Source organism: Streptomyces sp. NPDC001137, from assembly GCF_040298885.1.
Classification (GTDB): Bacteria; Actinomycetota; Actinomycetes; order Streptomycetales; family Streptomycetaceae; genus Streptomyces.
In genome coordinates this window covers 177,388-200,367 of record NZ_JBEPBA010000018.1, presented here as the reverse complement: position 1 = coordinate 200,367, position 22,980 = coordinate 177,388, and the positions used below count along the sequence as shown (strand labels likewise).

Below are 22,980 nucleotides of genomic sequence, written 5' to 3'. Positions count from 1 at the left end.
TGGCGACGATGAACTCGATGTTGGTGCCGGGGGCGTGGTGCCCGGTGTCCACCACGACCTGCGCTTTCTCGCCCAGCTTGAGGCAGTGCGCGTAGGCGGTGCCCCAGTCGGGCACATCGGTGGCGTAGAAGGCGGGCTCGAAGAGCTTGTACTCCAGCAGCATCCGTTGCCCGTCGCCGAGGCGCGCGTAGACCTCGGTGAGGCCTTCGGCGAGCCGGTCCTGGCGGGCGCGGAGGTCGTCCTGGCCGGGGTAGTTCGTCCCGTCGGCGAACCACAGCTTCAGGTCCCTGGAGCCGGTGGCGTCCATGATGTCGACGCATTCCAGCAGGTGATCGACCGCCTTGCGCCGCACCGCCGCATCCGGATGGCAGATGCTGCCCAGCTTGTAGTCGTCGTCCTGGAACGTGTTGGAATTGATCGCCCCCAGCTTCACGCCCTGGTCCTCGGCGTACTTCGCCAGGGCACCGTAGTCGTCCACCTTGTCCCACGGAATGTGCAGCGCGACCGTCGGCGCCACACCGGTGAAGGCGTGCACCTGGGCGGCATCGGCCAGCTTCTCCTGCGGCGTGCGCGGCACGCCCTGCTGCGCGAAAACCTTGAACCGGGTCCCCGAGTTCCCGTACGCCCACGACGGTGTCTCGACTGCCTGGGTCTTCAGCGCGGCCTTCACCGCGGCGAGCTCGGTCACTTCAGGGCTCCTGTGACGTCTGGCCGGAACGGCAATTGGATGAATCGATTCAGGAAGGGAAGCCTAAAGCTCCCGGCGGGGGTGTCAAGCGTTCCGGCAGCGGCCGCTGCCCGTGTCCTGACTGTGACCTCTGGCTCTCGAAGGGCCCTCGAAATTTTTTCGAGGCCCACCCATTGACGTGACATGGCCGACGCGCCTAACGTCCCGGCAACCAAGTTGAAACCTTTCACGGCGTCGGGAGCCCCTCGTCGGCGTCGTCGAGGAGCCCCTGATGACCCACCCGTCCGACACGGGTCCGGCCCCGGTGCTGGCGCTCGAGGACATCTCGAAGTCCTTCGGCGCGGTGCGCGCCCTGCGGGACGTTTCCCTGGAGTTGTTCCCCGGCGAGGTGCACGCACTCGCAGGAGAGAACGGCGCGGGCAAGTCGACCCTGATCAAGACCCTTGCCGGTGTGCACCGGCCCGATGCCGGCCGGGTGCTGCTCGACGGTGAGCCCGTCGTCTTCCACGGGCCCGGCGACGCCCGCGACGCCGGCATCGCCGTCATCTACCAGGAGCCCACGCTCTTTCCCGACCTTTCGATCGCCGAGAACATCTTCATGGGCCGTCAGCCCCGGCGCGCCCTCGGCCGTATCGACCACAAGGCCACCCACGCGGCGACCCTGGCCCTGATGCGGCGTCTCGGCGTCGAACTCGACCCCGACCGCCCGGCCCGTGGCCTGTCCATTGCCGACCAGCAGATCGTCGAGATCGCCAAGGCCCTCTCCTTCGAGGCCCGTGTCCTGATCATGGACGAGCCGACCGCCGCCCTCACCGGCAGCGAGGTGGCCCGCCTCTTCGGCGTCGTGCGCACCCTGCGTGAACAGGGCGCCGCCGTGCTGTTCATCTCGCACCGGCTGGAGGAGATCTTCGAGATCTGCCGGCGGGTCACCACCCTGCGCGACGGCGCCTGGATCTCCAGCGAGCCGATCGAGGGCATGACCGAGGACGACCTGGTGCGGCGCATGGTCGGCCGCGACCTCGACGAGCTGTACCCCAAGCAGGACGTCAAGCCCGGCCAAGTCGCCCTGAGCGTACGGCGGTTGACCCGCGAGGGCGTCTTCACCGACGTCTCCTTCGAGGTGCGGCACGGCGAGATCGTCGGCCTCGCCGGCCTCGTCGGCGCGGGCCGTACGGAGGTCGCCCGGGCCGTCTTCGGCATCGACCGCTGGGACGCCGGCGAGGTCGAGGTCCAGGGGCGCAGGCTCACCAACGGCGCCCCCTCCACCGCCATGGCCGCCGGGCTCGCCCTCGTCCCCGAGGACCGGCGCGCCCAGGGCCTGGTGATGGACATGTCCATCGAGCGCAATATCGGCCTGACCGGTCTGCGCACCACCGTCAGGGCGGGCCTCGTCGACCGCGGCGCCGAACGCAGCCGCTCACTCGACTGGGCCGTCAAGCTCCAGGTGAAGTACGCCCGGATCGCCGACACGGTGAACACCCTGTCCGGTGGCAATCAGCAGAAGGTGGTCCTCGCCAAGTGGCTCGCCACCGGCCCGAGGGTGCTGATCGTCGACGAGCCCACGCGCGGCATCGATGTCGGAACCAAGGCCGAGGTGCACCGGCTGCTCAGCGAGCTGGCCGCCGACGGCGTGGCGGTCCTGATGATCTCATCCGACCTGCCCGAGATCCTCGGCATGGCCGACCGTGTGCTCGTCATGCACGAGGGCCGCCTGACCGCCGAGATCCCACGCGCCGAAGCCACCGAGGAAACCGTGATGGCCGCAGCCACCGGGAGGGCCGCCGCATGACGGTGACCACCACCGGCGAAACCCCCGTCGCCGAGGTGCCCAGGTCCAGCGGCACCCGGCTCGTCGACCGCGTCTTCAAGATACGCGAACTCGCCATCCTGGTCGTCTTCCTGGTGATGATCGCCATCACCCAGGCGGGCAACAGCGAGTTCCTGTCCGAGCAGGGCATCAAGGACCTGCTGCTGAACGCGACCATCCTGGTGCTGGTCGCCACCGGCCAGTCCCTGGTGGTGATCACGAGGAACGTCGACCTGTCGGTCGGCTCGACCCTCGGCATCAGCGCCTTCGCCGCCGGCGACTATCTGCACGGCGGCGGCAACTCGCTTGTCGCCATCCTGCTGGCGGTGCTGCTGGGCGTGGGCTTCGGCCTGCTCAACGGCCTGCTCGTCAGCCTCGGTCAGGTGCCCGCACTCGTCGTCACCCTCGGCACGCTCTACATCATCCGCGGTGTCGACTCCATCTGGGTCGGCTCCCGCCAGATCACGGCGGCCGACCTGCCCGGCGGCTTCGTCGACTTCGGCTCCGGCGGCCTCTCCGCCGTGCCGTGGCTGGCGCTGATCGCGCTGGCGGTGCTGGTGGCGACGGCGTACTACCTCAAGCACTTCGGCAGCGGCCGCGAGCTGTACGCCCTGGGCTCCAACCCGGAGGCCGCCAGGCTCGCGGGTATCCCCGTGCGCAAGCGGATCCTGGCCGCGTACACCTTCTGCGGCGGCCTCGCGGGCCTCGCGGGCGCCATGTATCTGGCCCGGTTCGGCAACGTCGACTCCGGAACCGGCACCGGCTACGAACTCACCGTCGTCAGCGCGGTGGTGGTCGGCGGTGTCGTCTTCACCGGAGGCTCCGGCAGTGTCTACGGGGCCGCGCTGGGCGCCCTGCTGCTGACCTCCGTCAACAGCGTGCTGCCCGCCCTCGGCGTCAGCTCCGTGTGGGTGCTCGCCATCAACGGCATCCTGCTCATCCTCGCCATCGCGATCGACCGGGTCGTCGCGCTGCGCGTGGCCTCCGCCCTGAAGAAGAGGAACGCCCGCCATGCCTGAGTCTCTGACGCGCGCGGTCCGCTGGGACACGGTCGTCGGCGCGCTCCTGGTCGTCCTGCTGCTGCTGTCGTTCAGTACGGTCGACGGGTTCGGCAACGCCCTGAACCTGTCGTTCCTGATCGGCAACACCCTGCCGATCGCCCTGATCGCGCTGCCCATGACACTGCTGGTCGTCTCCGGTGAGATCGACCTGTCCGTCGCCTCGACGGCCGGCCTCTCGGGCGCCGTGATGGGCAAGCTGTGGAACGACGGCATGGCCATCGAGACGATCATCCCGCTGTGCCTGCTGTTGGGCGTGGTGTGCGGCTTGGTCAACGGGCTCCTGGTCACCCGGCTCGGACTGCCCTCCCTCGCCGTCACCATCGGCACCCTCGCCGCCTACCGGGGCATCGCACAGATCGTGCTCGGCTCCGACGCGGTGACCGACTTCCCCACCCAGTACCTGGACTTCGCGGCCGGACGCATCGGGAACACCTTCGTCCCGCAGGCCCTCTTGCCCTTCCTGGTACTGCTCGCCATCGCGGTGGTCGTCCTGCACGCCACCCCCTTCGGACGCTCCCTGTTCGCGATCGGCGCGAACGAGGAGGCGGCACGGTTCGCCGGCATCCGCGTCAAGCGACACAAGCTGATCCTGTTCACGGTGACGGGGCTGATGGCCTCGCTCACCGGGATCTTCTGGGCCCTGCACTACGCCAGCGCCCGCTACGACAACGCCACCGGTCTCGAACTCTCCGTCGTAGCCGCCGTACTCCTCGGCGGGATCGACTTCGACGGCGGCAAGGGGACGCTCGGCGGTGCGATTGCCGGAGTCTTCCTCCTCGGCGCCCTGCAGAACGTGATGAGCCTGCTCAGTGTTTCCGCGCAGTCGCAGATCGTCGTCACGGGTGTGTTGCTCGTTGTCTCTGTGCTCGGCCCCAGGGTCGCACGGCAGATCGCCCTGGTCAGGGCCGCACGTTCAGCTTGAAAGCTCGTTCGTTGGCTGCGGGCCGGATGTGGCTGGTCGCGCCCGCGCGGCAGCGCCGCAAATTCCATACAGCCCCGCGCCCCTTTGGGGCGAGTCCAGCTCACCCTCGTATCAAAGGACCCCATGCCATGCGCAAGTCACCCCTTCGCCGTGCCTGTGCGGCGCTCGCCGCCGGAACCTCTCTCGCTCTCGCGCTGACCGCCTGTGGCGGTACCACCAAGAACAACTCCAAGAGCGACGACGCGGCGGCCACCTCGACCGCCAAGGCCGACCCCGACGCCGCCCTCAAGAAGGGCCTGACCGTCGGCTTCCTGCCCAAGCAGGTCAACAACCCGTACTTCACCTCCGCCGACAAGGGCGGCGAGAAGGCCCTCACCGAACTGGGCGGCAAGTACAAGGAGGTCGGCCCCTCCAGCGCCACCGACACCGCCGGCCAGGTCTCCTACGTCAACACCCTCACCCAGCAGCAGGTCAACGCGATGGCCGTCTCCGCGCAGGACCCGGGCGCCCTGTGCACCGCGCTCAAGCAGGCCATGAAGAACAACATCAAGGTCGTCACCTACGACTCCGACACCAAGCCGGACTGCCGCAACGCCTTCGTCTCGCAGGCCTCCGCCGAGGACCTGGGCCGCACCGAGGTGCAGCTGCTCGCCCAGCAGATCGGCTACAAGGGCGAGATCGCGATCCTGTCCGCCGCCCAGACGGCCACGAACCAGAACACCTGGATCGGGTTCATGAAGCAAGAGCTTCAGGACCCGAAGTACAAGAACATCAAGCTGGTCAAGGTCGCCTACGGCAACGACGACGCCCAGCAGTCCTTCCAGCAGACCCAGGGCCTGCTCCAGCAGTACCCGAACCTGAAGGGGATCATCTCCCCGACCACGGTGGGCATCAAGGCCGCCGCCCAGTACCTGTCCGGCTCCAAGTACAAGGGCAAGGTCAAGCTGACCGGCCTCGGCACCCCGAACGACATGCGCAAGTACGTCAAGAACGGCACCGTCGAGGGCTTCGAGCTGTGGGACCCGTCCAAGCTGGGCGACCTGGCCGCCCGTACCGCCGTCGCGCTGGCCTCCGGTCAGATCACCGGCAAGGAGGGCGAGACCTTCAAGGCCGGCTCCACGACCTACACCATCGGCAAGGACGGCGTGATCACCCTCGGCAAGCCGACCGTGTTCAACGCCAAGAACATCGACCAGTTCAACTTCTGAGTCCCTCCACCCCTGCGGGAGCTGGTACTTCATGCAGCGCGTCTGCTTCCTCCTCAAGGTCCGCGAGGACCGGCTCGCCGAGTACCACGAACGCCATGCCGCCGTGTGGCCGGAGATGCTCGAAGCGCTCTCGGCCACCGGCTGGCACAACTACTCCCTCTTCGTGCGCGACGACGGCCTGCTCGTCGGCTACCTCGAGACCGAGGACTTCGAGGCCGCGATCGCCGGGATGGAGGCCACCGAGGTCAACGCCCGCTGGCAGGCCGAGATGGCGCCGTTCTTCGAGTCGCTGGACGGCGCCCGGCCCGACGAGGCCATGAAACCGCTCACCGAGGTCTTCCACCTCGCCTGACATCTCCCCGGCACACCTCCCCTCCCGCTCTCGTACGACCATGGAGTCCTCTGAGATGAGACGACGCAACCTGCTGGCCGGCGCCATACTCAGCGCCGCGGCAGCCCCCGTGCTCGGTGCCGGAACCGCCCGTGCCGCCGACCCGGGTCCCTCCGTCACCAAGAAGGGCGCCACCCAACTCGACGCGCGCGCCGTCTTCTTCGTCTCCTACGACGGCCTGGTCAACAACAACTCCTTCCAGAAGAACGGCCTGTTCACCTACAAGGGCCACCAGTACGCGGCCTGGTACACCTCCACCGGCAACGCTGTGATCGGCCGTCGCGTGCTCGGCGGGAGCAGCTGGTCGACCGTGACGCTCTCGCACGTCCTCAAGGCCAGCGACTCCCACAACGTCATCTCCATGGGCGTCTCCAAGGTCGACGGCCGCCTGCACCTCACCATGGACTCCCACAGCGACGGCTACTTCTACGGGAAGTCCATCGCCGGACTCCTCGACAACCCGGCGACCACGGCCTGGACCCCGTCCGTCCTCGGCGCGGTGCAGACCTCGCTCGACGGCCTCGCACTCACCTCCCAGTTCACCTACCCGCAGTTCATCTCGACCCCGGAGGGCAAGCTCCAGCTCAGCTACCGGGTCGGAATCTCCGGCAACGGCCGCAACGCCCTTGCCGAGTACGACGGTTCGACGTGGACTGCGCTGGGGGAGTGGTCCAGCTCCACGGGCACGTACACCAGCTCGCACGGCTCCTCGACGGCCCGCAACATGTATCTGCACGGCATCGACTACGACGCGGGCGGCCGCCTGCACTCCTTCTTCACCTGGCGCGAGCAGAACGCCGCGGTGATGTGCAACAGCGGCGGCATCACCAACCACGACACCGGCTACGTCTACTCCACCGACCGTGGACGCACCTGGCGCAACGACGCCGGCACCGTCGTAGGCAGCACCGGCAGCTCCGACACGGTGGCCGTCACCGACGGTGGACTGGTCGTCGACTCGCTCAACCCCGACCACTCGCTGATGAACCAGGAGAGCCAGTTCACCGACTCCTCCGGCCTCCCGCACGCGATCATCAGCTACGTCCCCGGCCGCTTCGGCCAGTGCACCACCGACTACGTCGCCGACCGCACCGCGAGCGGCCGCGCCTTCCACCTCCGCAAGAACTCCTCCGGCACCTGGCAGAAGACCGAGATCCCGGTCGCGCTGGGCTCCAGCCAGCGCACCAAGCTGATCCTGGACAAGTACGACAACGCCTACGCGATCTTCCCCTTCGGCCGGATCGCCGCCGCCTCGAAGGCCTCCGGATACACCGACTGGACCCTGCTGTACGACGGCAGCGAACTGAACGCCTTCGGCGAGGTCGTGATCGACGAGCCGAGGGTCGGGGCGGACAACGTCCTGTCGTTCATGTACCAGGAGAAGTCGAGCGGTACGACGCCCTCGGCACTCCACGTCGTCGACTTCGCACTGCCCTCGTGACCGGGCCTGATGCGTCGGATGATGACGGTAATGTGAAGGCATTCCGGCCGAATCGCGTCCCCCTGGAGGTCCCTGCCCGATGAGCCAGTCGGTGGGTATCAAGGACGTCGCCCGCGCCGCCGGAGTCTCCGTCGGCACGGTGTCGAACGTGATCAACCGTCCTGACACGGTCGCCACGGAGACCCGGGCCCGCGTACTCTCCGCGATCGACCGGCTCGGCTACGTCCGCAGCGAGTCCGCGCGCCAGCTGCGCGCGGGCCGCAGCCGGATCATGGGGCTGCTCGTCCTGGACATGGGCAACCCGTTCTTCGTGGACGTCGCGCGCGGCGCCGAGCGTGCCGCGCGCGACGCCGGGCTCGGCGTCATGGTCTGCAACAGCGCCCAGAGCGCCGGTGAGGAGGCCGAGTACCTCTCCCTCTTCGCCGAGCAGCGGGTACGCGGCGTGCTGCTCACGCCCGCCGACGCGACCGGCCGCAACATCGAGACCTTCCGGCGGCACAACATCCCCTTCGTGCTCGTCGACCGGGTCGCCGAGGGCACCACCGAGTGCTCCGTCTCCGTCGACGACGTGGCGGGGGGCGCCCTGGCCGTGCGCCACCTGGTCGACGCCGGACATCGCACCATCGCCTATGTCAGCGGTCCGCCCGGCCTCAACCAGGTCCGCGACCGCCGTACGGGCGCCCTGAACGCCCTTGCCGAGGCCGGCCTCGGACCGGACTGCCTGCGGGAACTGCCCACCGAGCGGCTCGACGTGGCGGCCGGCCGGGACGCCGGCGCCCGCCTGCTCGGCCTCGCCGACCGTCCCACCGCCGTCTTCTGCGCCAACGACCTCCTCGCCCTCGGCGTCCTGCAGGCCATGTACGCGGCCGGCATAACGGTCCCCGACGACCTCGCCATCGTCGGGTACGACGACATCGAGTTCGCCGCCGCCGCGGCCGTCCCGCTCACCTCGGTGCGCCAGCCCGCCGTCACCATGGGCGCCCTGGCCGCCGAGCTGCTGCTGGAGGAGACGGAGGCGGAGACCGGGACGAAGCGGCACGAGCACCGGCGTGTCGTACTCCAGCCGGAGCTCGTCGTACGACGCTCCAGCCTGTCCGCCCGCTGATCGCCCGGTCAGTAGGTTTTCATGATCCCAGGGGTCCGCCGCCGCACGACCTGTGGTGAAGTGGGACGCGGCCCGAAACCCGTCCGTCCCTGGAGACCTGTTGACCGCCACCTACCGCCAGCCCGGCGTCGTCCTCACCGACCGCCACTTCACCGTGCCCCTCGACCACGACGACCCGGCGGGGGAGACGATCGACCTCTACGCCCGAGAGGTCGTCGCCGGCGACAAGGCCGAGCAGAACCTGCCCTGGCTCGTGTACCTGCAAGGCGGCCCCGGCTTCGGCGCGAACCGCTTCGTGGGCCGGCAGTCCTGGCTGGGCCGCGCCCTCAAGGAGTACCGCGTCCTCCTCCTCGACCAGCGCGGCACCGGGCACTCCACCCCCGCCAACCGCCAGACCCTCCCGCTGCGCGGCGGCCCCGCCGAACAAGCCGACTACCTGGCGCACTTCCGGGCCGACGCGATCGTCCGCGACTGCGAGGCCATCCGCCCCCGGATCACCGGCGGCGCCCGCTGGACGGTCCTCGGCCAGAGCTTCGGCGGCTTCTGCACCGTGAACTACCTCTCCAGCGCCCCCGAAGGCCTCACCGCCGCCGTGATCACCGGCGGCCTGCCCTCCCTCGACGCGCACGCCGACGACGTCTACCGCGCCGCCTACCCCCGCATCGAACGCAAGGTCACCGCCCACTACGCCCGCTACCCGCAGGACGTCGAGCGCGCCCGCCGCATCGCCGACCACCTCCTCAGCCACGAGGTCACGCTCCCCAACGGCTACCGCCTCACCGCCGAGGCCTTCCAGTCCCTCGGCATCGTCCTCGGCGGCAGCGAGGGCAGCCACCGCCTGCACTACCTCCTGGAACACGCCTTCGTCCGCACCCCGCACGGCCCGGCTCTCTCCGACGCCTTCCAGGAGGAGGTCCAGGGCCTCCTGTCGTATGCGAGCCACCCCCTCTACGCTCTCGTCCACGAGGCGATCTACGGCCAGGACGAGCGCCCCACCGCCTGGTCCGCCGAACGCGTCCGCGCCGAGTTCCCGCAGTTCGACGCCGCGAAGGCCCTCGCGGGCGACAGCCCGCTCCTGTTCACCGGCGAGTCCATCCACCCCTGGATGTTCGACTGCGACCCGGCGCTGCGCCCCCTGCGCGAGACCGCCGAGCTGCTCGCCGCCCGCACCGACTGGCCACCCCTCTACGACCCCGCCCGCCTCGCCGCCAACGAGGTCCCGGTCGCGGCGGCGATCTACCACGACGACATGTACGTCGACACCGCTCACGCTCTGGAGACGGCGCGCACCATCCGCGGCCTGCGGACCTGGGTGACCGACGAGTTCGAGCACGACGGCGTACGGGCCGGAGGGCCCCGGGTGCTGGACCGGCTGCTGGCACTGACGCGTGACGAGGCATGAATTTCACCGGGAGTGATGTCGGCGTCACGCACTAGTCTTCGACCATGACCGAGCCGAAGATCACCGAGTTGCAGCCCATGCCCGCCGACTGGCACCGCGCCCTCGCGGTCGTCGCGCACCCGGACGACCTCGAGTACGGGTGCTCGGCGGCCGTCGCCGCCTGGACCGACGAGGGCCGCGAGGTCGTCTACGTACTGGCCACACGCGGTGAGGCCGGCATCGACACCCTGGAGCCCGCGCTGTGCGGTCCGCTGCGCGAGCGGGAGCAGCGGGCGAGCGCGGCCGTGGTGGGCGTGACGCAGGTGGAGTTCCTCGACCACAAGGACGGCGTGATCGAGTACGGCACCGCCCTGCGCCGCGACATCGCCGCCGCGATCCGCCGGCACCGGCCCGAGCTGGTGATCACCCTCAACCACCGCGACACCTGGGGCGGTATCGCCTGGAACACCCCGGACCACGTCGCCGTCGGCCGCGCCGTGCTCGACGCGGCGGGCGACGCCGGCAACCGCTGGATCTTCCCCGAGCTCGTAGAGCAGGGCCTGGAGCCCTGGAACGGCGTCCGCTGGGTCGCCGTCGCAGGCTCCGCCTCGCCCACGCACGCGGCGGACGCCTCGGCCGGAATGGAGCGCGCCGTGCACTCGCTGCTCGAACACCGCAGCTACATCGAGGCGTTGACCGACGAGGACCCGGAGACGTATGCCCGGGCCTTCCTGACCGGCAATGCCGAAGCCGCGGGGGAGAGGTTCGGGGGCAAGCCGACGGTGGCCTTCGAACTGTTCTCCCGTTGACTTGCTCCTCGGGCTGAGGCCCGAGGGTTCTGGCCTTCTCGACTGGAGGCTGTGCCGCTACGCGGCACGATTTGTGCTGCGGGCCGACTCCGGTGCGCTGGTCGGGGGGCGCCGCCGCGTCCAAGACGGTGCTCGGCGCGAAGCCGGTGGCCGAACAGGCGCTGCTGTTCCGGCAGTTCGCGCAGTTCGCGCGGGTGGTGCTGGTCAACGGGGAGATCGGTGTCGTCAACGCGCCCGAGGGACGGCCGCTGTCGGTCATGGGCGTCACCGTCTCCGAGGGCCGGATCGTGGCCCTGCACATCCTGGCCGACCCGCGGCGGCTCGCCCGCCTGGACCTCGGCGCGTTCGACTGAGGGTCAGGCGGCCACGGCCAGCGGGCGGAGGGTGCGGTGCGGGTCCACGACCCGCCCGTCCGGCAGCAGTTCACCGGTGTCGTCGAACACGATCGTCCCGTTGCACAGCAGGCTCCAGCCCTGTTCGGGATGGGCCGACACGATCACGGCGCTGTGGTGGTCCGGGCTGTCTGCGGTGGGGCACGGTGGCCGGTGACTGCACATGGTCTCTCTCCTCGATCCGTCTGGCTCCCGCCTGAAATGGGCTCGTATCTGTGATAGCCGAGCTTGTTTTCGGTTGAATGAGGAGACCCCCACAGCGCCGGAAACTCATCGGTGAGGTTCGGTTTCCCGCAGGTCGTTTTCGGCGGGATCCGCAGCGGAGTGTCTGTCACACCCGCGTGGGAGCGTGGGACATGGACAAGCGGTGCGCGTCGAGCCGAAGGGGGCGGCGTCATGGCCGACGTCGATTCGCAGTTCCTGCGTGGCCTGTTCGACGAGGAGGGCAGTCTGCACACCGCGGGCCGCACAGCGCTGTACCGGCTGTACGGCCTGGAGGGCCTGCTGTACGTCGGCATCTCCGTCTCCCCGCTCACCCGCGTGCGCACCCACCTGCGGGAGCAGCCATGGGCTTCGGAGATCGTCGGAATACGGATCGAGTACCCGGACGACGCGGAGGCGGCCGAACGCGAGGCCGTCTGGACCGAACGCCCCAAGTACAACGTCATCTTCAACGGCGAGACCCCGCCGGCCCCGCCCGACCGGGCAGCGCGCCTCAGGGCCGAACTCGCCCTTGAGCGACGCCGGTTGGCACAGCTCGAGTCCACCGTGCCCGAGTCGTCGGCTCATCTACGGCTCATAGCCCGCGGAATCGAGGCGAAGCAGGCGAAGATCGCGAGGCTGGTCCAGAACATCGAGCAGGCCATGAACACCGAAGCCGCACGTCACCCTGTCCCGAACCGGACCAAGCGTGCGAGGCCATGACCGCCGCTCACCGAAGCCGTGTTCCTCAAGGCCATGCCCGGCTGACGGCCGCGGTCGTCATCCGGTCGGGCCCAGATCCGCGGCGAACCAGTGCTCCGGCCGCATACGCACCACGACGTGATCGGCGAGCTCGGCCTCCGCAAAGGCGACGAACTCGTCGAGCGCCGCTCCCGACAGGTACCGTCCGGCCATCTCGCGGTGGAGTTCGCCGCTGCCCTCGGTCACTTCGGCGACCGGTCCCTCGACCGAGACGTACCGGGTCGTCGGCTCGGTGCGCTGGACCATCAGACTGAAGTGGCCCGCCGCTTTGATCAGGGTCATCTTGCGGGAGTCCGCGCCGGTGAGGATCCACGGCAGACCGCCGCGCTCGTAGGCGTACCAGATCGGCACCACCAGCGGCCCCCGGTGGTCACCGGCGGCAACGCCCAGCGCGGCCACATGCGGCTCAGCAAGGAAACCTTCCCGTTCTTCGCGTGAAAGCGCCATACGACGACTGTACGTACGGCTGCCGACAGCGCCCGTCCGCACCCCGTTAGGCTTGGCGTCATGCCAGATCAGACAGCCGACCGGGCCGAGCTGCGCGGCGACTGCGAGCGTTGCTTCGGTCTCTGCTGTGTCGCCCTGCCCTTCGCCGCCTCCGCGGACTTCGCGATGGACAAGCAGGCCGGCACGCCCTGCCCGAACCTGCGGGAGGACCACCGCTGCGGCATCCACGCCCGGCTGCGGCAGCAGGGCTTCAGCGGCTGCACGGTCTACGACTGCTTCGGCGCGGGTCAGAAGGTCTCGCAGGTCACCTTCGGCGGACAGGACTGGCGTACGGGCCCGCGGGCGGACGCCCGGCGCATGTTCGACGTGTTCCCGGTCGTACGGCAGCTGCACGAGCTGCTCTGGTACCTCACCGAGGCCCTGGCCCTGCCCCCGGCCCGCCCCGTCCACGCCGATCTGCGCCGCGCCCTGGAGAAGACCGAGGAGCTCACCCGCCAAACCCCCGAGCAGCTGGCCGCGTTGGACGTGGGCGCGCACCGGCAGGACGTCAACGTGCTTCTGCTGAAGACCAGCGAGCTGGTACGGGCCGGTGCCGGCGCCCGCGGCCGCAAGAAGGACCGCCGCGGCGCCGACCTGATGGGCGCCCGCCTCAAGGGCGCCGACCTGCGCGGCGCGAATCTCCGGGGCGCCTACCTGATAGCCGCGGACCTGACCGGAGCCGACCTGCGCGGCGCGGACATGATCGGCGCCGACCTGCGCGACGCCGATCTCACCGACGCCGACCTGACCGGCGCCTTCTTCCTCACCCAGCCCCAGCTCAACGCCGCCCGCGGCAGCGAGGGCACCCGGCTGCCCGCCTCAGTCACCCGCCCCGTGCACTGGACAGCGCAGCTCTGACGGCGCCTCACCCGGGGCGCCTTCGGAGGAGACCCCGGCGGTGACGGCGCGCCGCTCCAGGTGCAGCCGCAGCCCCTCCGGCATCAGGGTGAGCCGCTCGGTCACCCGCAGCCGGTAGCCGGGGTCGGGCCGCAGGTCGTAGCGGCGCAGCAGCAGACCGAGCACCAGGGTGGCCTCGTGCAGCGCGAACTGCCGCCCGATGCACGCCCGCGCTCCCGTCCCGAACGGCTTGAAGGTGTGCGGGGCCCGGGACCGTACGGCCTTCGGGTCGAAGCGGTCCGGGTCGAACCGCTCCGCGTCGCCGCCCCACACCTCCGGGTCGCGGTGCAGCATCGCGGTGAGGACCAGCGCCCAGGCGCCCCGCCGCATCGGATGGTCCCCGGCCAGCAGCGTGTCCTCGCGGGCCTCCCGGGCGAAGGCCGGCGCCGTCGGCCACAGCCGCAGCGCCTCGTCCAGCACCCGTCGCACATACCGCAGCTTGGCCACCTGGTCGTAGCCGGGCACCGCTGTGTCGCCCCAGACGGCGTCCACCTCGGCCCTGGCGCGGGCCGCGATCTCGGGGTGCCGGGAGAGGTAGTGCAGGGCGAAGGAGAGCGCGCCCGAGGTCGTCTCGTGGCCGGCCACCAGGAAGGTGATGACCTGGCGGCGCACGTTCTCGGCGGACAGCCGCTCCCCGGTCCCGGGGTGGGCCGTCTCCAGCATCCGGTCCAGCAGATCCCCGTCCCCGCCCTTGCCCGACGCGCGGCGGGCCCGGACCAGGTCGTCGACCGTGCGGTTGAGATACGCGATGTCGGCCTCGTTGCGGCGCGAGGCGCTTCGCAGCAGGAAGGGCGCCAGCGGCGAGGGGACCGTGTTCAGGCGCTGGGCGTAGGTCAGTGTGCCCACCATCGCGGTCACGAAGGGATGCAGCCGGGGCCGCTCGAAGGAACCGAAGTCGTGCCCGAATCCGGTGCGCGCGATGGTCTCCAGCGTCAGTTTGGTCATGTCGCCGGGCACGTCCACCGCCCGGCCCGCCGCCAGCTCGCGGTCCCAGTGGTCGGTCAGCCGCTCGGCCACCGCCAGCATCATCGGGTGGTAGCCCTCCATGGCCTCCCGGCTGAAACCGGGGGCGAGGACGTCGTGCGCCAGCTGCCAGTTCGGCTCGTGGTTGTACGCCGTGAACAGCGCGTCCCCCACGACCGGGCGCAGATTGGCGACCCCGAGGCCGACGTGCTTGGCGAAGCGCGACTCGTCCGCCATGTCGGCGGCCTGCTGGGCACCCCAGACGAACACGAACTCCTTGCCGAACGCCTTGCGCCGGAAGATCGGCCCGAGCTGCCGTGCGTAGCGCATGGAGTCCTGGACGGGGGCGCGCCGGTCGGCGCCGAGCACATCGCCGAGCAGGGGGAGCCGGTGCGGGGGATGCGGAATGCGGTGCAGCTCGGGCCAGCCCTGTTCGGCGCCCCGGAACCCCTTGGGAAGCGTCGCCTGTGTCGCCGGTCCGGCCCCCGACGTCGTCTCCGCCATGACGCGTTCTCCCTTGAATCAGCGGCAGGTTGAGCTGGCGTACAACTGTTTTGCGCCTCTGTTGTACGTGGATTCAATAGCGGCTCCAGTCTGGTCCCGCTGTTGAACCGGCGTCAAGTAAAGTGCGGGCATGGCCGCGAACCAGGGTGAGCGCACGCGCCGCCGGCTCAGCACCGAGGAGCGCCGGGAGCAGCTGCTTGCGGTGGGGGCGCGGCTGTTCTCGGAGAGTCCGTACGACGAGGTGTGGATCGAGCAGGTCGCCGAGATCGCCGGTGTCTCGCGCGGGCTGCTGTACCACTACTTCCCGACCAAGCGGGACTTCTTCGCCGCGGTCGTCGAGCGGCAGAGCGAGCGGATGCTGCGGATGACGGCGGCCGTGCCGGGTGTCCCGGCGCGCGAGCAGCTCGATGCCGGTCTCGACACGTTCCTGGAGTACGTCCACGCCCACGCGCACGGCTTCCGCGCCTTCCATCGTGCGGATGCGGCGGGGGACCAGGCCATCCGCCGGGTCTATCAGCGGGCGCTGGCCGCGCAGGAGCGGCAGATCCTGGCGACGCTCGCCGCCGACCCGGAACTCGGCCCGGTCGCACAGCAGCGCCCCGACCTCAAGCTGGCGGTCCGCGGCTGGCTGGCCTTCACCACGGCCGTCTGTCTGGAGTGGCTGCGGGGGTCGGATCTGACCCGGGTGCAGGTGCGCGACCTGTGCGCCCGGGCGCTGCTGGGTGTCATCGCCCCCTGAGGCGCACTCGCTGTGGTCGCCCCATGGTTGGCGTACACCCCGATCTTCGATAGGTTAGGCAAGGCTTACCTAAGGAGGTTTGGGATGGGTGACAGCCCCAACTGGACGGCCGCGCCTGCCGCGGCCGAACGGGCCCGATCGGTACTCGCCGCCGCCTGGTCCTGCGCGGTGACCGCGGACGGCGGTCGCGAGGAGTTCGTCGGCGCGCACAGCGTGGACGAGGACGGCCGGGTGCTGCTGCGCGTGCCCGAGGACAGCGCCCTGCTCGCGGCCGCGATCTGCGCACCCCGCGGCGAACCCCATGCGGTGCTGGAGTTCGCCGACGTCGCACCCGTCCCGGTACGCCACCGCATCCGGGCCCGGCTCTGGCTCGCCGGGTACTTCCTCCCCGAGGACGGCCACCTGGCGCTCCGGCCCACCCGGATCGTGCTGCGGCAGTCGTCCGGCGCCGTGGCCGTCGACCTCGACGAGTTCGCCGCCGCCGCACCCGACCCGCTCGCCCTGGCCGAGGCGCACCTGCTCACCCACCTCGCCGACTGCCACCCCGACGCCGTCGAGCGGCTCACCCGGCTCGTCGACCACGCGAGTCTTCACGGCGCCGTCCGCGTCCAGCCCGTCGCCGTCGACCGGCACGGACTGACGCTGCGCATCGAACGCAACCGCGCCCACGGCGACGTACGACTGCCCTTCCACGCGCCCGCCGACGACGTCGGACAGCTCACCGAACGCATGCACGTCCTGCTCGCGCAGGCCAGTGCCGCCTCCTGCCCGCGCGCCCTACAGCGGCAGCGCGCAGACGGCGACGGGTGAGGCGAACGGCTCGCCCGCCAGCCGCAGGTCACCGGTTTTGCCGTCCACGTGGAAGACGCTGACCGTGCCCGACTTCTGGTTCGCCGCGAACAGCAGGCGCCCGTCCGGCGAGAAGGCGATCTGGCGCGGGAAGTCACCCGACACCGGCACCGTGCCGAGCAGCCGCAGCCGGGCACCGTCGGCCTCGACCGCGTAGCGCGCGAGGCTGTTGTCGCCGCGGTTGGCGAGATAGGCGTAGGAGCCGTTCGCGGTCACCAGGATCTGTGCCGGGTAGTTGGTGCCGGGGCCGGAGCCCGTGGACTGCGGGTCGCCGATCGTCAGACGCCCGGTGGCGGCCTCGTACGCGCAGACCGCGACCGTGTTGTCGACCTCGTTGGCCAGATACGCGTACCGCCCGCCGGGGTGGAAGGTGAGGTGGCGAGGTCCGGCGCCCGGCCGGGTGTGTGCCTGCGCGACCTCGGTGAGGGTGCCCCGGCGCTCGTCCAGGCGGTAGGTGTACACGGTGTCCGTGCCCAGGTCGACGGCGAGCACATGACCACCGTCGGGGCTGGTGATGAACTGGTGCGCGTGTGGGCCCTGTTGGCCCGGTCCGGGGGCCGGAGTCGAGTGCGTGACCACGTCCGTGCGCTCGCCCGGCGCGCCCGACTTGTCGATCGGGTGCACGGCCACACTGCCCGAGGTGTAGTTGGCGCTCAGCAGCCAGCGGCCGCCCGGGTGCACGGAGAGATGGCAGGGTCCCGCCCCGCCGGTGCTGCGCGAGCCCAGGATCCTGCGGTCGGCCAGGCGCACGGCGGTCACCGCGCCGTCGTCGTTCTCGTTCACCGTGTACAGCGTGCGGCGGTCCGGGTGGAGCGCGAGATACGACGGGTTGACGATGCCCCTCAGGGTTCCCGTGCCGGTGACGTGGCCGGAGGCGGGGTCGTATGTGGCGAGGCCGACGCCCGTGCCGCCGCCTTCGACCGTGGTGTAGGTGCCGAGGTAGAGCGGCTGAGGGCCGGAGGGCTTCCTGGCCGGGCGCGGCGAGGCGGGCTCGGCGGAGGGCCGCTCGGCAGGGGGCGCCGCCCGGTCGGGGGCCGTTGGGGTGCGGGCGGTCGTGTCCTTGGGCGGTGCGGGTGCCGGAAGGGCCGTCACCGCGGCCGCTCCGGCGAGCACTCCGACGAGGCGGCGCCTGCTCCAGCCGCCGCCCGCCGCTCCCGTCCCGCTGTCCATGTCCACACCTCAGGTGGTCGCTCGCCTCGTTCGTGACAAGCCACCATGACCCGTGCCGGCCGCTGTCCGCAAGAACGGCAACGGGCGTTGCGCGAGGTGCAATGACCGCGGCTCTACCAGTCGCCGTCCTCCACCGGCTTGCCCTGCGCGTCCTTCAGCGGCTTGACCTGCTGCGGCGAGGGATCCTGCCAGGGTTCGTGGTCGTCGCCGAGCCAGTCGCCGACCGGTTTCACGCCCTCCAGCGCGTCCGTGGGCGCGAGATCCTCCGCGTCCTGGTCGTAGTAGTCGTACCAGGGCAGCCCGGCCCGGGTGTACTCCGCACGGTTCACGGGCGACGGCGGGGGAGCCTCACCGGTGATGCGGCGCCACTCCGGAGGTGTCACCAGGTGCACGAACACCCGCCCGGCGGGCTCCTCGGCCCAGTCCCCGAGCGGCCGGTCGTCCCGGTAGACCTCCTGCCGCATCGAACCGCCGACACCGAGCCCCATGGCCGCGGCGGGACGCGCCGGGCCCGCCGGAGCCGCCGCCGGCACCGGCCCGCCCGCCGCCATGGGCAACGCCGCCCCGTACCCCCCGGCCGACATGCTCGTGCGCCGCAGCTCCGAGCGGCGCCGCTCCTCCTCGCGCCACTCTGCCAGCTTCGCCTCGCGCAGCGGGAAGGACTGCAACTGCACACCGCCCCAGGTCTCCTCGCCCGTGACCTGGCCCTCGACGGTCGCCCCCAGGCCCAGCGGAACCGCCACGAACTGGCGGACCGTGCCCTTGCCGGAGTTGATGCCGTCCAGCCAGGGCTGGCGGGGCAGCACGAGGTAGTTCTGCGGTTTCCAGGACAGCCGGTCGCTCCACGGCTTCCCCGAGACCGCGCACACCTTGCCGACCCCGACCTGCAGGGCGGCCGGCTCCACGGTCCCCCCGAAGCTCAGCCACATCGCCTCCCGCAGATACACCGGCAGCATCACACCGCCCCGCGCACGCCACCGCTCGGGCACCGTGTCCGGGAAGTCCGCCACCCGGCGCACCGGGAACTCGCCGAGGCCCGGCGGCAGCGGATGCGTACCCGTCTCGGGCAGCCGCAGGGTGCGCACGAACCGCACCGCCACACCGCCCGGCAACCGCAACTTGTTCCCGTCGATCCGCACGCTCGTGTCCGTCATCCGCCCGCCCCCTTGTTCACGGCCCCGGAAACGTACGCAGCTCCGGTGACTCCGTCACCTGGGACGACGCTCGGCGCCCTCAGGGTTCCTGCGCAGCACCTCCGGAACCCGCAGCCGCTCGGAATCACGCAGGCTCTCCCGCAGCCTGGTCAGGCGCGGCATCCGCTCGCGCTGTTCGCGCGAGTTGCGGTCCAGCTCCTCGAAGAGGCGGCGCGAGCGGTGCTCGGTGTCCATCTCGTCGAGGATGCGGTTGACCTCGGTCAGCACGGCGCCGTACAGCTGCCAGCTGCGGGCGTCGCGCTGGACCTCCTCAAGCAGCAGCTGGGCCAGCTTGTCGCGGGTGGCCGCGGCCTGCCGCAGCTCCGCGGCGAGCCGGGACTCCGCCGACTCGGCGCTCTCGCTGACGTGGCTGGTGACCAGCACCGCGAAACTGACCACGGCGTCGGCGATCTCTGACAGGAGCCCCTCCACGGCGGCCCCCGTCTCGGGCGCGAACAGCGGCTCGGGATCGCGTTCCTTGGCGAGGTCGGTGAGGGTGCGCGCCAGCACCCGCAGCACCACCGTGCAGATCTCCAGCGTGTCGAGGCCCGTGCGCAGCACCACCCGGTGCAGCAGGCCCTCCCGCACGCGGGGATTGAGCCGCAGACTGTCCTCGGCCTGCCTGAGGGCCGCGTCGACCTCCACGATGTCGTGATCCAGCCGGCGCGCCTCGTACAGCCGCTCCGTCGCCCGCTCAACCGGCGTACGGCCCGCGGCCTCCTCGCCCATGCGCAGCATCAGCTGCCGCACCCGGCGGGCCAGACCCTCGATCGACTCACCGGCCTCGTCCACCCACACGGGTGGCGCGAGCAGCAGATTGCAGCCGAACCCGACGACCGCGCCGATCAGTGTCTCCACCACCCGGGCCCAGGCCGTGTCCCCGTGGGTCGTCACCCCGAGCACCAGCATCGCGCTGATCGCCACCTCGGGCACGTACTCCTCGACCCGCACCAGCCGGCCCACCGCCAGCGAGGCCACGATCAGCAGGGCCAGACTCCACCACGTCAGACCCACCAGAAGACTGAAGGCGATGGCGACGAGGACGCCGGCCACGACGGAGTTCACCCGGCGGATGCCGTTGGTGAGGGTGGCGTACAGGGTGACCTGCACGACCAGCAGCGCGGTCAGCGGAGCGGTGAGCGGCGCGGGCTCGGGGCTGAGACGCAGTGCGACGACATAGGCGATCGTCGCCGCGGCAGCCGACCGCAGGGTCTGCACGACCATCGGGTCCCGGCGGCGCTTCACGTAGCGCACGAGAGACGCCGTCCACTCACGTACCACTCGCATCCTCGGGCCGCGCTCCTTCCTGTCCTTGAAGACCTGTCCTTGAAGACCGTGTCATTGAGGACCGTAACTGTCCGCAAGGCAGCCTAGATTGTTCATGTCGGTCGAAGGGTGACAGGAGGGGAACAATCGTGGAGCACACCCAGGGCATCGAGGTTCTCACGCGGGCGCACGCTTATCTCGCCGAGGTGGTCACCGGAGTGCCGGAGTCGGCGTGGGGAGCGCCGACGCCGTGCAGTGAGTGGACGGTACGGCAGGTCCTCAACCACGCGCGTGTCGACCAGCAGGCCTACGGTCTCGCCATCACCGGAGGCCGCCCGGACTCGGACCCGTTCCACCCCGCCGACGCCCTCGACGGAGATCCGGCGGCGGAGCTCGACAAGGTGCTGCACGCGGTGGCGGACGCCTACGCGGGACTGCCCGCCGACGCCGAACAGGCACCGACTCCGCTGGGCCCCCTGCCCGTGCCGCTCGCCGCGGCGGCGGCCGCCATGGACGCGGCCGTGCATGCCTGGGACATCGCGGTCGCCACGGGCCAGGACCGGCCGCTGACCGTCGAGCTCGCCGAGGGAATCCGGCCGGCGGCGGACCGGCTCGTCGACCATCTGCGGGACGCGTACCAGGTGTTCGCGCCCGCGCGTGAGCCCGCGCCGGGCTACGACAGCGCCGAGGCGCTGCTCGCCTTCCTGGGCCGCGACCCGCACTGGTCGCCCGCGGCGTCCTGACGCGCCCGGCGCGGCGCGCCGAGGGGATGGCCGGCAGACACCGTCCGGTCAGCCGGTTCGCCCCGCCGAGAACTGGCTGACGGCGGAGTCGAAGATCTGCCCGGCCGGTGGATCCACCCGTCGCGAGGCCCGCAGCAGTGCGAGGCCTCGCACGCGCTCGCGGCCCGGCCGCACCGCTCGGGCCACGCCCGGCCCCTGGGCGCGGCGGGCCTCAGGCCCTGATCAAGGCGGGCCTCACGCCCTGATCAGCCTTCACCGGGCGGGAAGACCCCGGCTCCGGGACCGGTAGCCGGCCACCTTCGCGAGGTTGCCGCAGCGGTCCATGGAGCACCAACGGCGGCGCCGGGCCTGGGAGTCGTCCAGGAACAGCAGGGAGCAGTCCGGGTTCTCGCACTCCTTGACCCGCTCCAGCAGGGGGCTGCGCACCAGGAGGACGGCATCGCGAGCGACCGTCGCCAGGGCGGCCCGGGCCGGCTGCCGGGCCGTCCAGCGCGCGGGGCCCAGCTGCGGGGCGAGGTCGGGGCGGGCCGCCGCCTCGTTGATCAGCTCCACGTCGGCCGGTTCCGGTTCCTGCCCGGCCATCGACGTGCGCACGAGGCGGTGGAGAGCCTCACGCAGGACGCGGGCGCCCGCCAGCTCCCGGGCGGTGACCCGCACCGGCTCGCCGTCCGCGGTCAGCTCCGCCTCCGTGAACCACCGGGCCAGCGCGGCCGCATCCGGGAGCCGCTCCAGGGGAACGTGCGCGTGCCGCCGGCCGAGCGTCGCCACGAAGTTCAGGCAGGGACGCCCACCGATGAACGGGAACGCGAGCGCCGGGTCGGCGGGCGGCGCGGAGGTGCCGGTCATACGGGACAGCGTACACCGGTTCATGGGGTGTCGATCGCGGCCGGGATCCCTTGACACCGGTTGAAGAGGTGTTGGATGGTGACACCACTTCAACCGGTGTCAGTCGCGTGGGCGGCTGTGGCAGGAAGCGGGTGCGGTATGCGTGCGGTACGGATCGACGAGTTCGGCGGGCCCGAGGTGCTGGTGCCGGTCGAGGTGCCCGACCCCGTGGCAGGGCCGGGCGAGGTGCTGGTGCGGGTCGCGGCGGCGGGCGTGAACCGCGCCGACGCACTGATCAGGAAAGGCGTGTACCACCGGGCGGGGCGGCCGCCGCTGATCCCGGGTGTGGAGGCGGCGGGCGTCGTAGCGGCGGTGGGGGAGGGGGTGACCGGTCTGGAGGTCGGGCAGCGGGTCATGGCCCTGGACGGGGTGAACGCCCCTGGTTTCTATGCCGAGTTGGCGGCCGTGCCCGCCACTCAGGTCGCCGTCCTGCCGGCCGGGGTGGGCCTGACCGAGGCGGCCGCTCTGCCCGTGGCCTGGCTCTCCGCCTGGTACTGCCTGCGTCACCTCGCCCGGGTCACCAAGGAGGACACGGTGGTCGTCAAGGCGGCCGTGAGCGGGGTGGGCAGCGCTGCCGTGCAGATCGCCGCGGAGGCGGGCGCCCGGGTCATCGCGCTCGCCGGCTCGGCCGATAAGGCGGCCTGGGCAGGGGAGTTCGGCGCCCACGTCACCGTCGACACCTCCGCCCATCCCGACGACGCGGAGGTCGACGAGGTGCTGCGGCTCACCGACGGCCGCGGCGCCGACCTCGTCCTCGACACCGTCGGCGGCGGAGCCTTCGCCCGCAGTCTGCGGCAAGTGGGCCACGGCGGCCGGGTCGTGGCCCTCGCCAACGTCGCCCTGGAGCCGAGCACCGTCGACACCCGCGACTTCTACCCGAAGAACGCCGCCATCCTCGGCTTCCAGCTCACCAACCTCCAGATACACGGCTACGACCCCCGCAACGATCTGCGTGAGCTCGCCGAGAAGGTTGCCTCCGGGGCGTACCGGGTGCCCGTGGAAACCGTCGTACCCCTCGAACAGGCGAGTAGCGCCCACGAGTTGCTGGAGCGGCGCAGCAACCGCGGCAAAATCGTGCTGGCCGTGGCCGACCTCTGAGTGATCTCATGAGGGGGGT

The 22,980-nt window shown here is 71.0% G+C and carries 24 protein-coding genes; 16 read left to right on the top strand and 8 right to left on the bottom strand.

Translation table 11 applies throughout. The features are described from left to right. On the bottom strand, positions 1-688 hold a 688-nt coding region (locus ABT254_RS31210; protein ID WP_351477275.1), incomplete at its 3' end, for a TIM barrel protein. A gap of 271 nt (positions 689-959) precedes the next feature. Here ABT254_RS31210 and ABT254_RS31205 point away from each other — a divergent pair. From ABT254_RS31205 to ABT254_RS31160, 10 genes are all read left to right on the top strand, one after another. Beyond that, positions 960-2,477 (top strand): sugar ABC transporter ATP-binding protein, encoded by a 1,518-nt coding sequence (locus ABT254_RS31205; RefSeq protein WP_351477272.1) that lies wholly within the window; start codon positions 960-962, stop codon positions 2,475-2,477. Further along, the gene (locus ABT254_RS31200) at positions 2,474-3,514 is read left to right on the top strand and encodes an ABC transporter permease (protein ID WP_351477269.1); all 1,041 of its coding nucleotides are present in this window, start codon (positions 2,474-2,476) and stop codon (positions 3,512-3,514) included. The genes ABT254_RS31205 and ABT254_RS31200 overlap by 4 nt, the downstream gene beginning before the upstream one ends. Next, positions 3,507-4,478 (top strand): ABC transporter permease, encoded by a 972-nt coding sequence (locus ABT254_RS31195; RefSeq protein ID WP_351477266.1) that lies wholly within the window; start codon positions 3,507-3,509, stop codon positions 4,476-4,478. Before ABT254_RS31200 ends, ABT254_RS31195 begins: the two co-directional genes overlap by 8 nt. Positions 4,479-4,606: 128 nt before the next feature. Beyond that, positions 4,607-5,686, top strand: a complete 1,080-nt coding sequence (rhaS, locus tag ABT254_RS31190) for a rhamnose ABC transporter substrate-binding protein (protein ID WP_351477263.1) — start codon at positions 4,607-4,609, stop codon at positions 5,684-5,686. Positions 5,687-5,717: 31 nt separating this feature from the next. After that, positions 5,718-6,038, top strand: a complete 321-nt coding sequence (locus ABT254_RS31185; RefSeq protein WP_351477260.1) for an L-rhamnose mutarotase — start codon at positions 5,718-5,720, stop codon at positions 6,036-6,038. A 55-nt stretch (positions 6,039-6,093) separates the two neighbouring features. Next, positions 6,094-7,518 (top strand): BNR repeat-containing protein, encoded by a 1,425-nt coding sequence (locus ABT254_RS31180; RefSeq protein ID WP_351477257.1) that lies wholly within the window; start codon positions 6,094-6,096, stop codon positions 7,516-7,518. A gap of 79 nt (positions 7,519-7,597) precedes the next feature. Next, positions 7,598-8,623 carry a LacI family DNA-binding transcriptional regulator gene (locus ABT254_RS31175; RefSeq protein WP_030937505.1) on the top strand — a complete coding sequence of 342 codons (1,026 nt, stop codon included), beginning with the start codon at positions 7,598-7,600 and terminating at the stop codon, positions 8,621-8,623. Positions 8,624-8,723: 100 nt separating this feature from the next. After that, positions 8,724-10,025: an alpha/beta fold hydrolase gene (locus ABT254_RS31170; RefSeq protein WP_351477253.1), complete on the top strand. Its 1,302-nt coding sequence runs from the start codon at positions 8,724-8,726 to the stop codon at positions 10,023-10,025. Between the two features lie 44 nt (positions 10,026-10,069). Then, a complete protein-coding gene (locus ABT254_RS31165; RefSeq protein ID WP_351477250.1) occupies positions 10,070-10,813 on the top strand; it encodes a PIG-L deacetylase family protein in 744 nt (247 codons plus the stop codon). A 92-nt stretch (positions 10,814-10,905) separates the two neighbouring features. Next, on the top strand, positions 10,906-11,166 hold the full coding sequence (locus ABT254_RS31160; protein ID WP_450753488.1) for a sigma-70 family RNA polymerase sigma factor family protein: 261 nt from the start codon (positions 10,906-10,908) through the stop codon (positions 11,164-11,166). A gap of 3 nt (positions 11,167-11,169) precedes the next feature. Here ABT254_RS31160 and ABT254_RS31155 read toward each other — a convergent pair whose 3' ends face one another. Further along, entirely contained in the window at positions 11,170-11,370 is a 201-nt protein-coding gene (locus tag ABT254_RS31155; protein ID WP_351477247.1) for a DUF5999 family protein, read from the bottom strand. Between the two features lie 231 nt (positions 11,371-11,601). Between ABT254_RS31155 and ABT254_RS31150 the strand changes: the two genes are divergently transcribed. Further along, positions 11,602-12,129 (top strand): GIY-YIG nuclease family protein, encoded by a 528-nt coding sequence (locus ABT254_RS31150; protein WP_351477244.1) that lies wholly within the window; start codon positions 11,602-11,604, stop codon positions 12,127-12,129. Positions 12,130-12,186: 57 nt separating this feature from the next. Here the strand turns inward: ABT254_RS31150 and ABT254_RS31145 are convergent, their stop codons facing one another. Beyond that, complete coding sequence (locus ABT254_RS31145; RefSeq protein ID WP_351477241.1) at positions 12,187-12,615, bottom strand: pyridoxamine 5'-phosphate oxidase family protein; 429 nt, start codon at positions 12,613-12,615, stop codon at positions 12,187-12,189. Positions 12,616-12,675: 60 nt separating this feature from the next. Here ABT254_RS31145 and ABT254_RS31140 point away from each other — a divergent pair, with 60 nt between their 5' ends. Continuing rightward, complete coding sequence (locus ABT254_RS31140; RefSeq protein WP_351477238.1) at positions 12,676-13,512, top strand: pentapeptide repeat-containing protein; 837 nt, start codon at positions 12,676-12,678, stop codon at positions 13,510-13,512. Here the strand turns inward: ABT254_RS31140 and ABT254_RS31135 are convergent. Beyond that, positions 13,474-15,018: a cytochrome P450 gene (locus ABT254_RS31135; RefSeq protein ID WP_351477235.1), complete on the bottom strand. Its 1,545-nt coding sequence runs from the start codon at positions 15,016-15,018 to the stop codon at positions 13,474-13,476. The two genes, ABT254_RS31140 and ABT254_RS31135, sit on opposite strands and share 39 nt — an antisense overlap. Positions 15,019-15,148: 130 nt before the next feature. Between ABT254_RS31135 and ABT254_RS31130 the strand changes: the two genes are divergently transcribed. Both ABT254_RS31130 and ABT254_RS31125 read left to right on the top strand, forming a co-directional pair. After that, entirely contained in the window at positions 15,149-15,757 is a 609-nt protein-coding gene (locus ABT254_RS31130; protein WP_351477232.1) for a TetR/AcrR family transcriptional regulator, read from the top strand. Positions 15,758-15,841: 84 nt separating this feature from the next. Continuing rightward, on the top strand, positions 15,842-16,567 hold the full coding sequence (locus ABT254_RS31125; RefSeq protein ID WP_351477229.1) for a DUF2470 domain-containing protein: 726 nt from the start codon (positions 15,842-15,844) through the stop codon (positions 16,565-16,567). Here ABT254_RS31125 and ABT254_RS31120 read toward each other — a convergent pair. The 3 genes from ABT254_RS31120 to ABT254_RS31110 all read right to left on the bottom strand — a co-directional run bounded on the left by ABT254_RS31120 (position 16,535) and on the right by ABT254_RS31110 (position 20,256). Beyond that, the gene (locus tag ABT254_RS31120) at positions 16,535-17,776 is read right to left on the bottom strand and encodes a lactonase family protein (RefSeq protein WP_351477226.1); all 1,242 of its coding nucleotides are present in this window, start codon (positions 17,774-17,776) and stop codon (positions 16,535-16,537) included. The two genes, ABT254_RS31125 and ABT254_RS31120, sit on opposite strands and share 33 nt — an antisense overlap. A gap of 113 nt (positions 17,777-17,889) precedes the next feature. Beyond that, on the bottom strand, positions 17,890-18,930 hold the full coding sequence (locus ABT254_RS31115; protein ID WP_351477223.1) for a hypothetical protein: 1,041 nt from the start codon (positions 18,928-18,930) through the stop codon (positions 17,890-17,892). A gap of 54 nt (positions 18,931-18,984) precedes the next feature. Next, a complete protein-coding gene (locus ABT254_RS31110; protein WP_351477220.1) occupies positions 18,985-20,256 on the bottom strand; it encodes an FUSC family protein in 1,272 nt (423 codons plus the stop codon). A gap of 128 nt (positions 20,257-20,384) precedes the next feature. Between ABT254_RS31110 and ABT254_RS31105 the strand changes: the two genes are divergently transcribed. Continuing rightward, positions 20,385-20,978 (top strand): TIGR03086 family metal-binding protein, encoded by a 594-nt coding sequence (locus ABT254_RS31105; RefSeq protein WP_351477217.1) that lies wholly within the window; start codon positions 20,385-20,387, stop codon positions 20,976-20,978. Between the two features lie 252 nt (positions 20,979-21,230). On the opposite strand, the gene ABT254_RS31100 is transcribed toward ABT254_RS31105, so the two are convergent. Next, positions 21,231-21,824 (bottom strand): CGNR zinc finger domain-containing protein, encoded by a 594-nt coding sequence (locus tag ABT254_RS31100; protein ID WP_351477214.1) that lies wholly within the window; start codon positions 21,822-21,824, stop codon positions 21,231-21,233. A 138-nt stretch (positions 21,825-21,962) separates the two neighbouring features. On the opposite strand from ABT254_RS31100, the gene ABT254_RS31095 reads away from it, so the two are divergent. Continuing rightward, complete coding sequence (locus tag ABT254_RS31095) at positions 21,963-22,961, top strand: quinone oxidoreductase family protein (RefSeq protein WP_351477211.1); 999 nt, start codon at positions 21,963-21,965, stop codon at positions 22,959-22,961. The last annotated feature ends 19 nt before the right edge of the window (positions 22,962-22,980 follow it).

Excerpts from the sequence above, each read along its gene's own strand:
- ABT254_RS31200 (WP_351477269.1), top strand. The coding sequence starts at position 2,474 with ATGACGGTGACCACCACCGGCGAAACCCCCGTCGCCGAGGTGCCCAGG.
- ABT254_RS31120 (WP_351477226.1), bottom strand. The coding sequence starts at position 17,776 with ATGGACAGCGGGACGGGAGCGGCGGGCGGCGGCTGGAGCAGGCGCCGC.
- ABT254_RS31175 (WP_030937505.1), top strand. The coding sequence starts at position 7,598 with ATGAGCCAGTCGGTGGGTATCAAGGACGTCGCCCGCGCCGCCGGAGTC.
- ABT254_RS31140 (WP_351477238.1), top strand. The coding sequence starts at position 12,676 with ATGCCAGATCAGACAGCCGACCGGGCCGAGCTGCGCGGCGACTGCGAG.
- ABT254_RS31185 (WP_351477260.1), top strand. The coding sequence starts at position 5,718 with ATGCAGCGCGTCTGCTTCCTCCTCAAGGTCCGCGAGGACCGGCTCGCC.
- ABT254_RS31195 (WP_351477266.1), top strand. The coding sequence starts at position 3,507 with ATGCCTGAGTCTCTGACGCGCGCGGTCCGCTGGGACACGGTCGTCGGC.
- ABT254_RS31135 (WP_351477235.1), bottom strand. The coding sequence starts at position 15,018 with ATGGCGGAGACGACGTCGGGGGCCGGACCGGCGACACAGGCGACGCTT.
- ABT254_RS31180 (WP_351477257.1), top strand. The coding sequence starts at position 6,094 with ATGAGACGACGCAACCTGCTGGCCGGCGCCATACTCAGCGCCGCGGCA.
- rhaS (WP_351477263.1), top strand. The coding sequence starts at position 4,607 with ATGCGCAAGTCACCCCTTCGCCGTGCCTGTGCGGCGCTCGCCGCCGGA.
- ABT254_RS31115 (WP_351477223.1), bottom strand. The coding sequence starts at position 18,930 with ATGACGGACACGAGCGTGCGGATCGACGGGAACAAGTTGCGGTTGCCG.
- ABT254_RS31145 (WP_351477241.1), bottom strand. The coding sequence starts at position 12,615 with ATGGCGCTTTCACGCGAAGAACGGGAAGGTTTCCTTGCTGAGCCGCAT.
- ABT254_RS31095 (WP_351477211.1), top strand. The coding sequence starts at position 21,963 with ATGCGTGCGGTACGGATCGACGAGTTCGGCGGGCCCGAGGTGCTGGTG.
- ABT254_RS31165 (WP_351477250.1), top strand. The coding sequence starts at position 10,070 with ATGACCGAGCCGAAGATCACCGAGTTGCAGCCCATGCCCGCCGACTGG.
- ABT254_RS31125 (WP_351477229.1), top strand. The coding sequence starts at position 15,842 with ATGGGTGACAGCCCCAACTGGACGGCCGCGCCTGCCGCGGCCGAACGG.
- ABT254_RS31205 (WP_351477272.1), top strand. The coding sequence starts at position 960 with ATGACCCACCCGTCCGACACGGGTCCGGCCCCGGTGCTGGCGCTCGAG.
- ABT254_RS31130 (WP_351477232.1), top strand. The coding sequence starts at position 15,149 with ATGGCCGCGAACCAGGGTGAGCGCACGCGCCGCCGGCTCAGCACCGAG.
- ABT254_RS31155 (WP_351477247.1), bottom strand. The coding sequence starts at position 11,370 with ATGTGCAGTCACCGGCCACCGTGCCCCACCGCAGACAGCCCGGACCAC.
- ABT254_RS31100 (WP_351477214.1), bottom strand. The coding sequence starts at position 21,824 with ATGACCGGCACCTCCGCGCCGCCCGCCGACCCGGCGCTCGCGTTCCCG.
- ABT254_RS31150 (WP_351477244.1), top strand. The coding sequence starts at position 11,602 with ATGGCCGACGTCGATTCGCAGTTCCTGCGTGGCCTGTTCGACGAGGAG.
- ABT254_RS31110 (WP_351477220.1), bottom strand. The coding sequence starts at position 20,256 with ATGCGAGTGGTACGTGAGTGGACGGCGTCTCTCGTGCGCTACGTGAAG.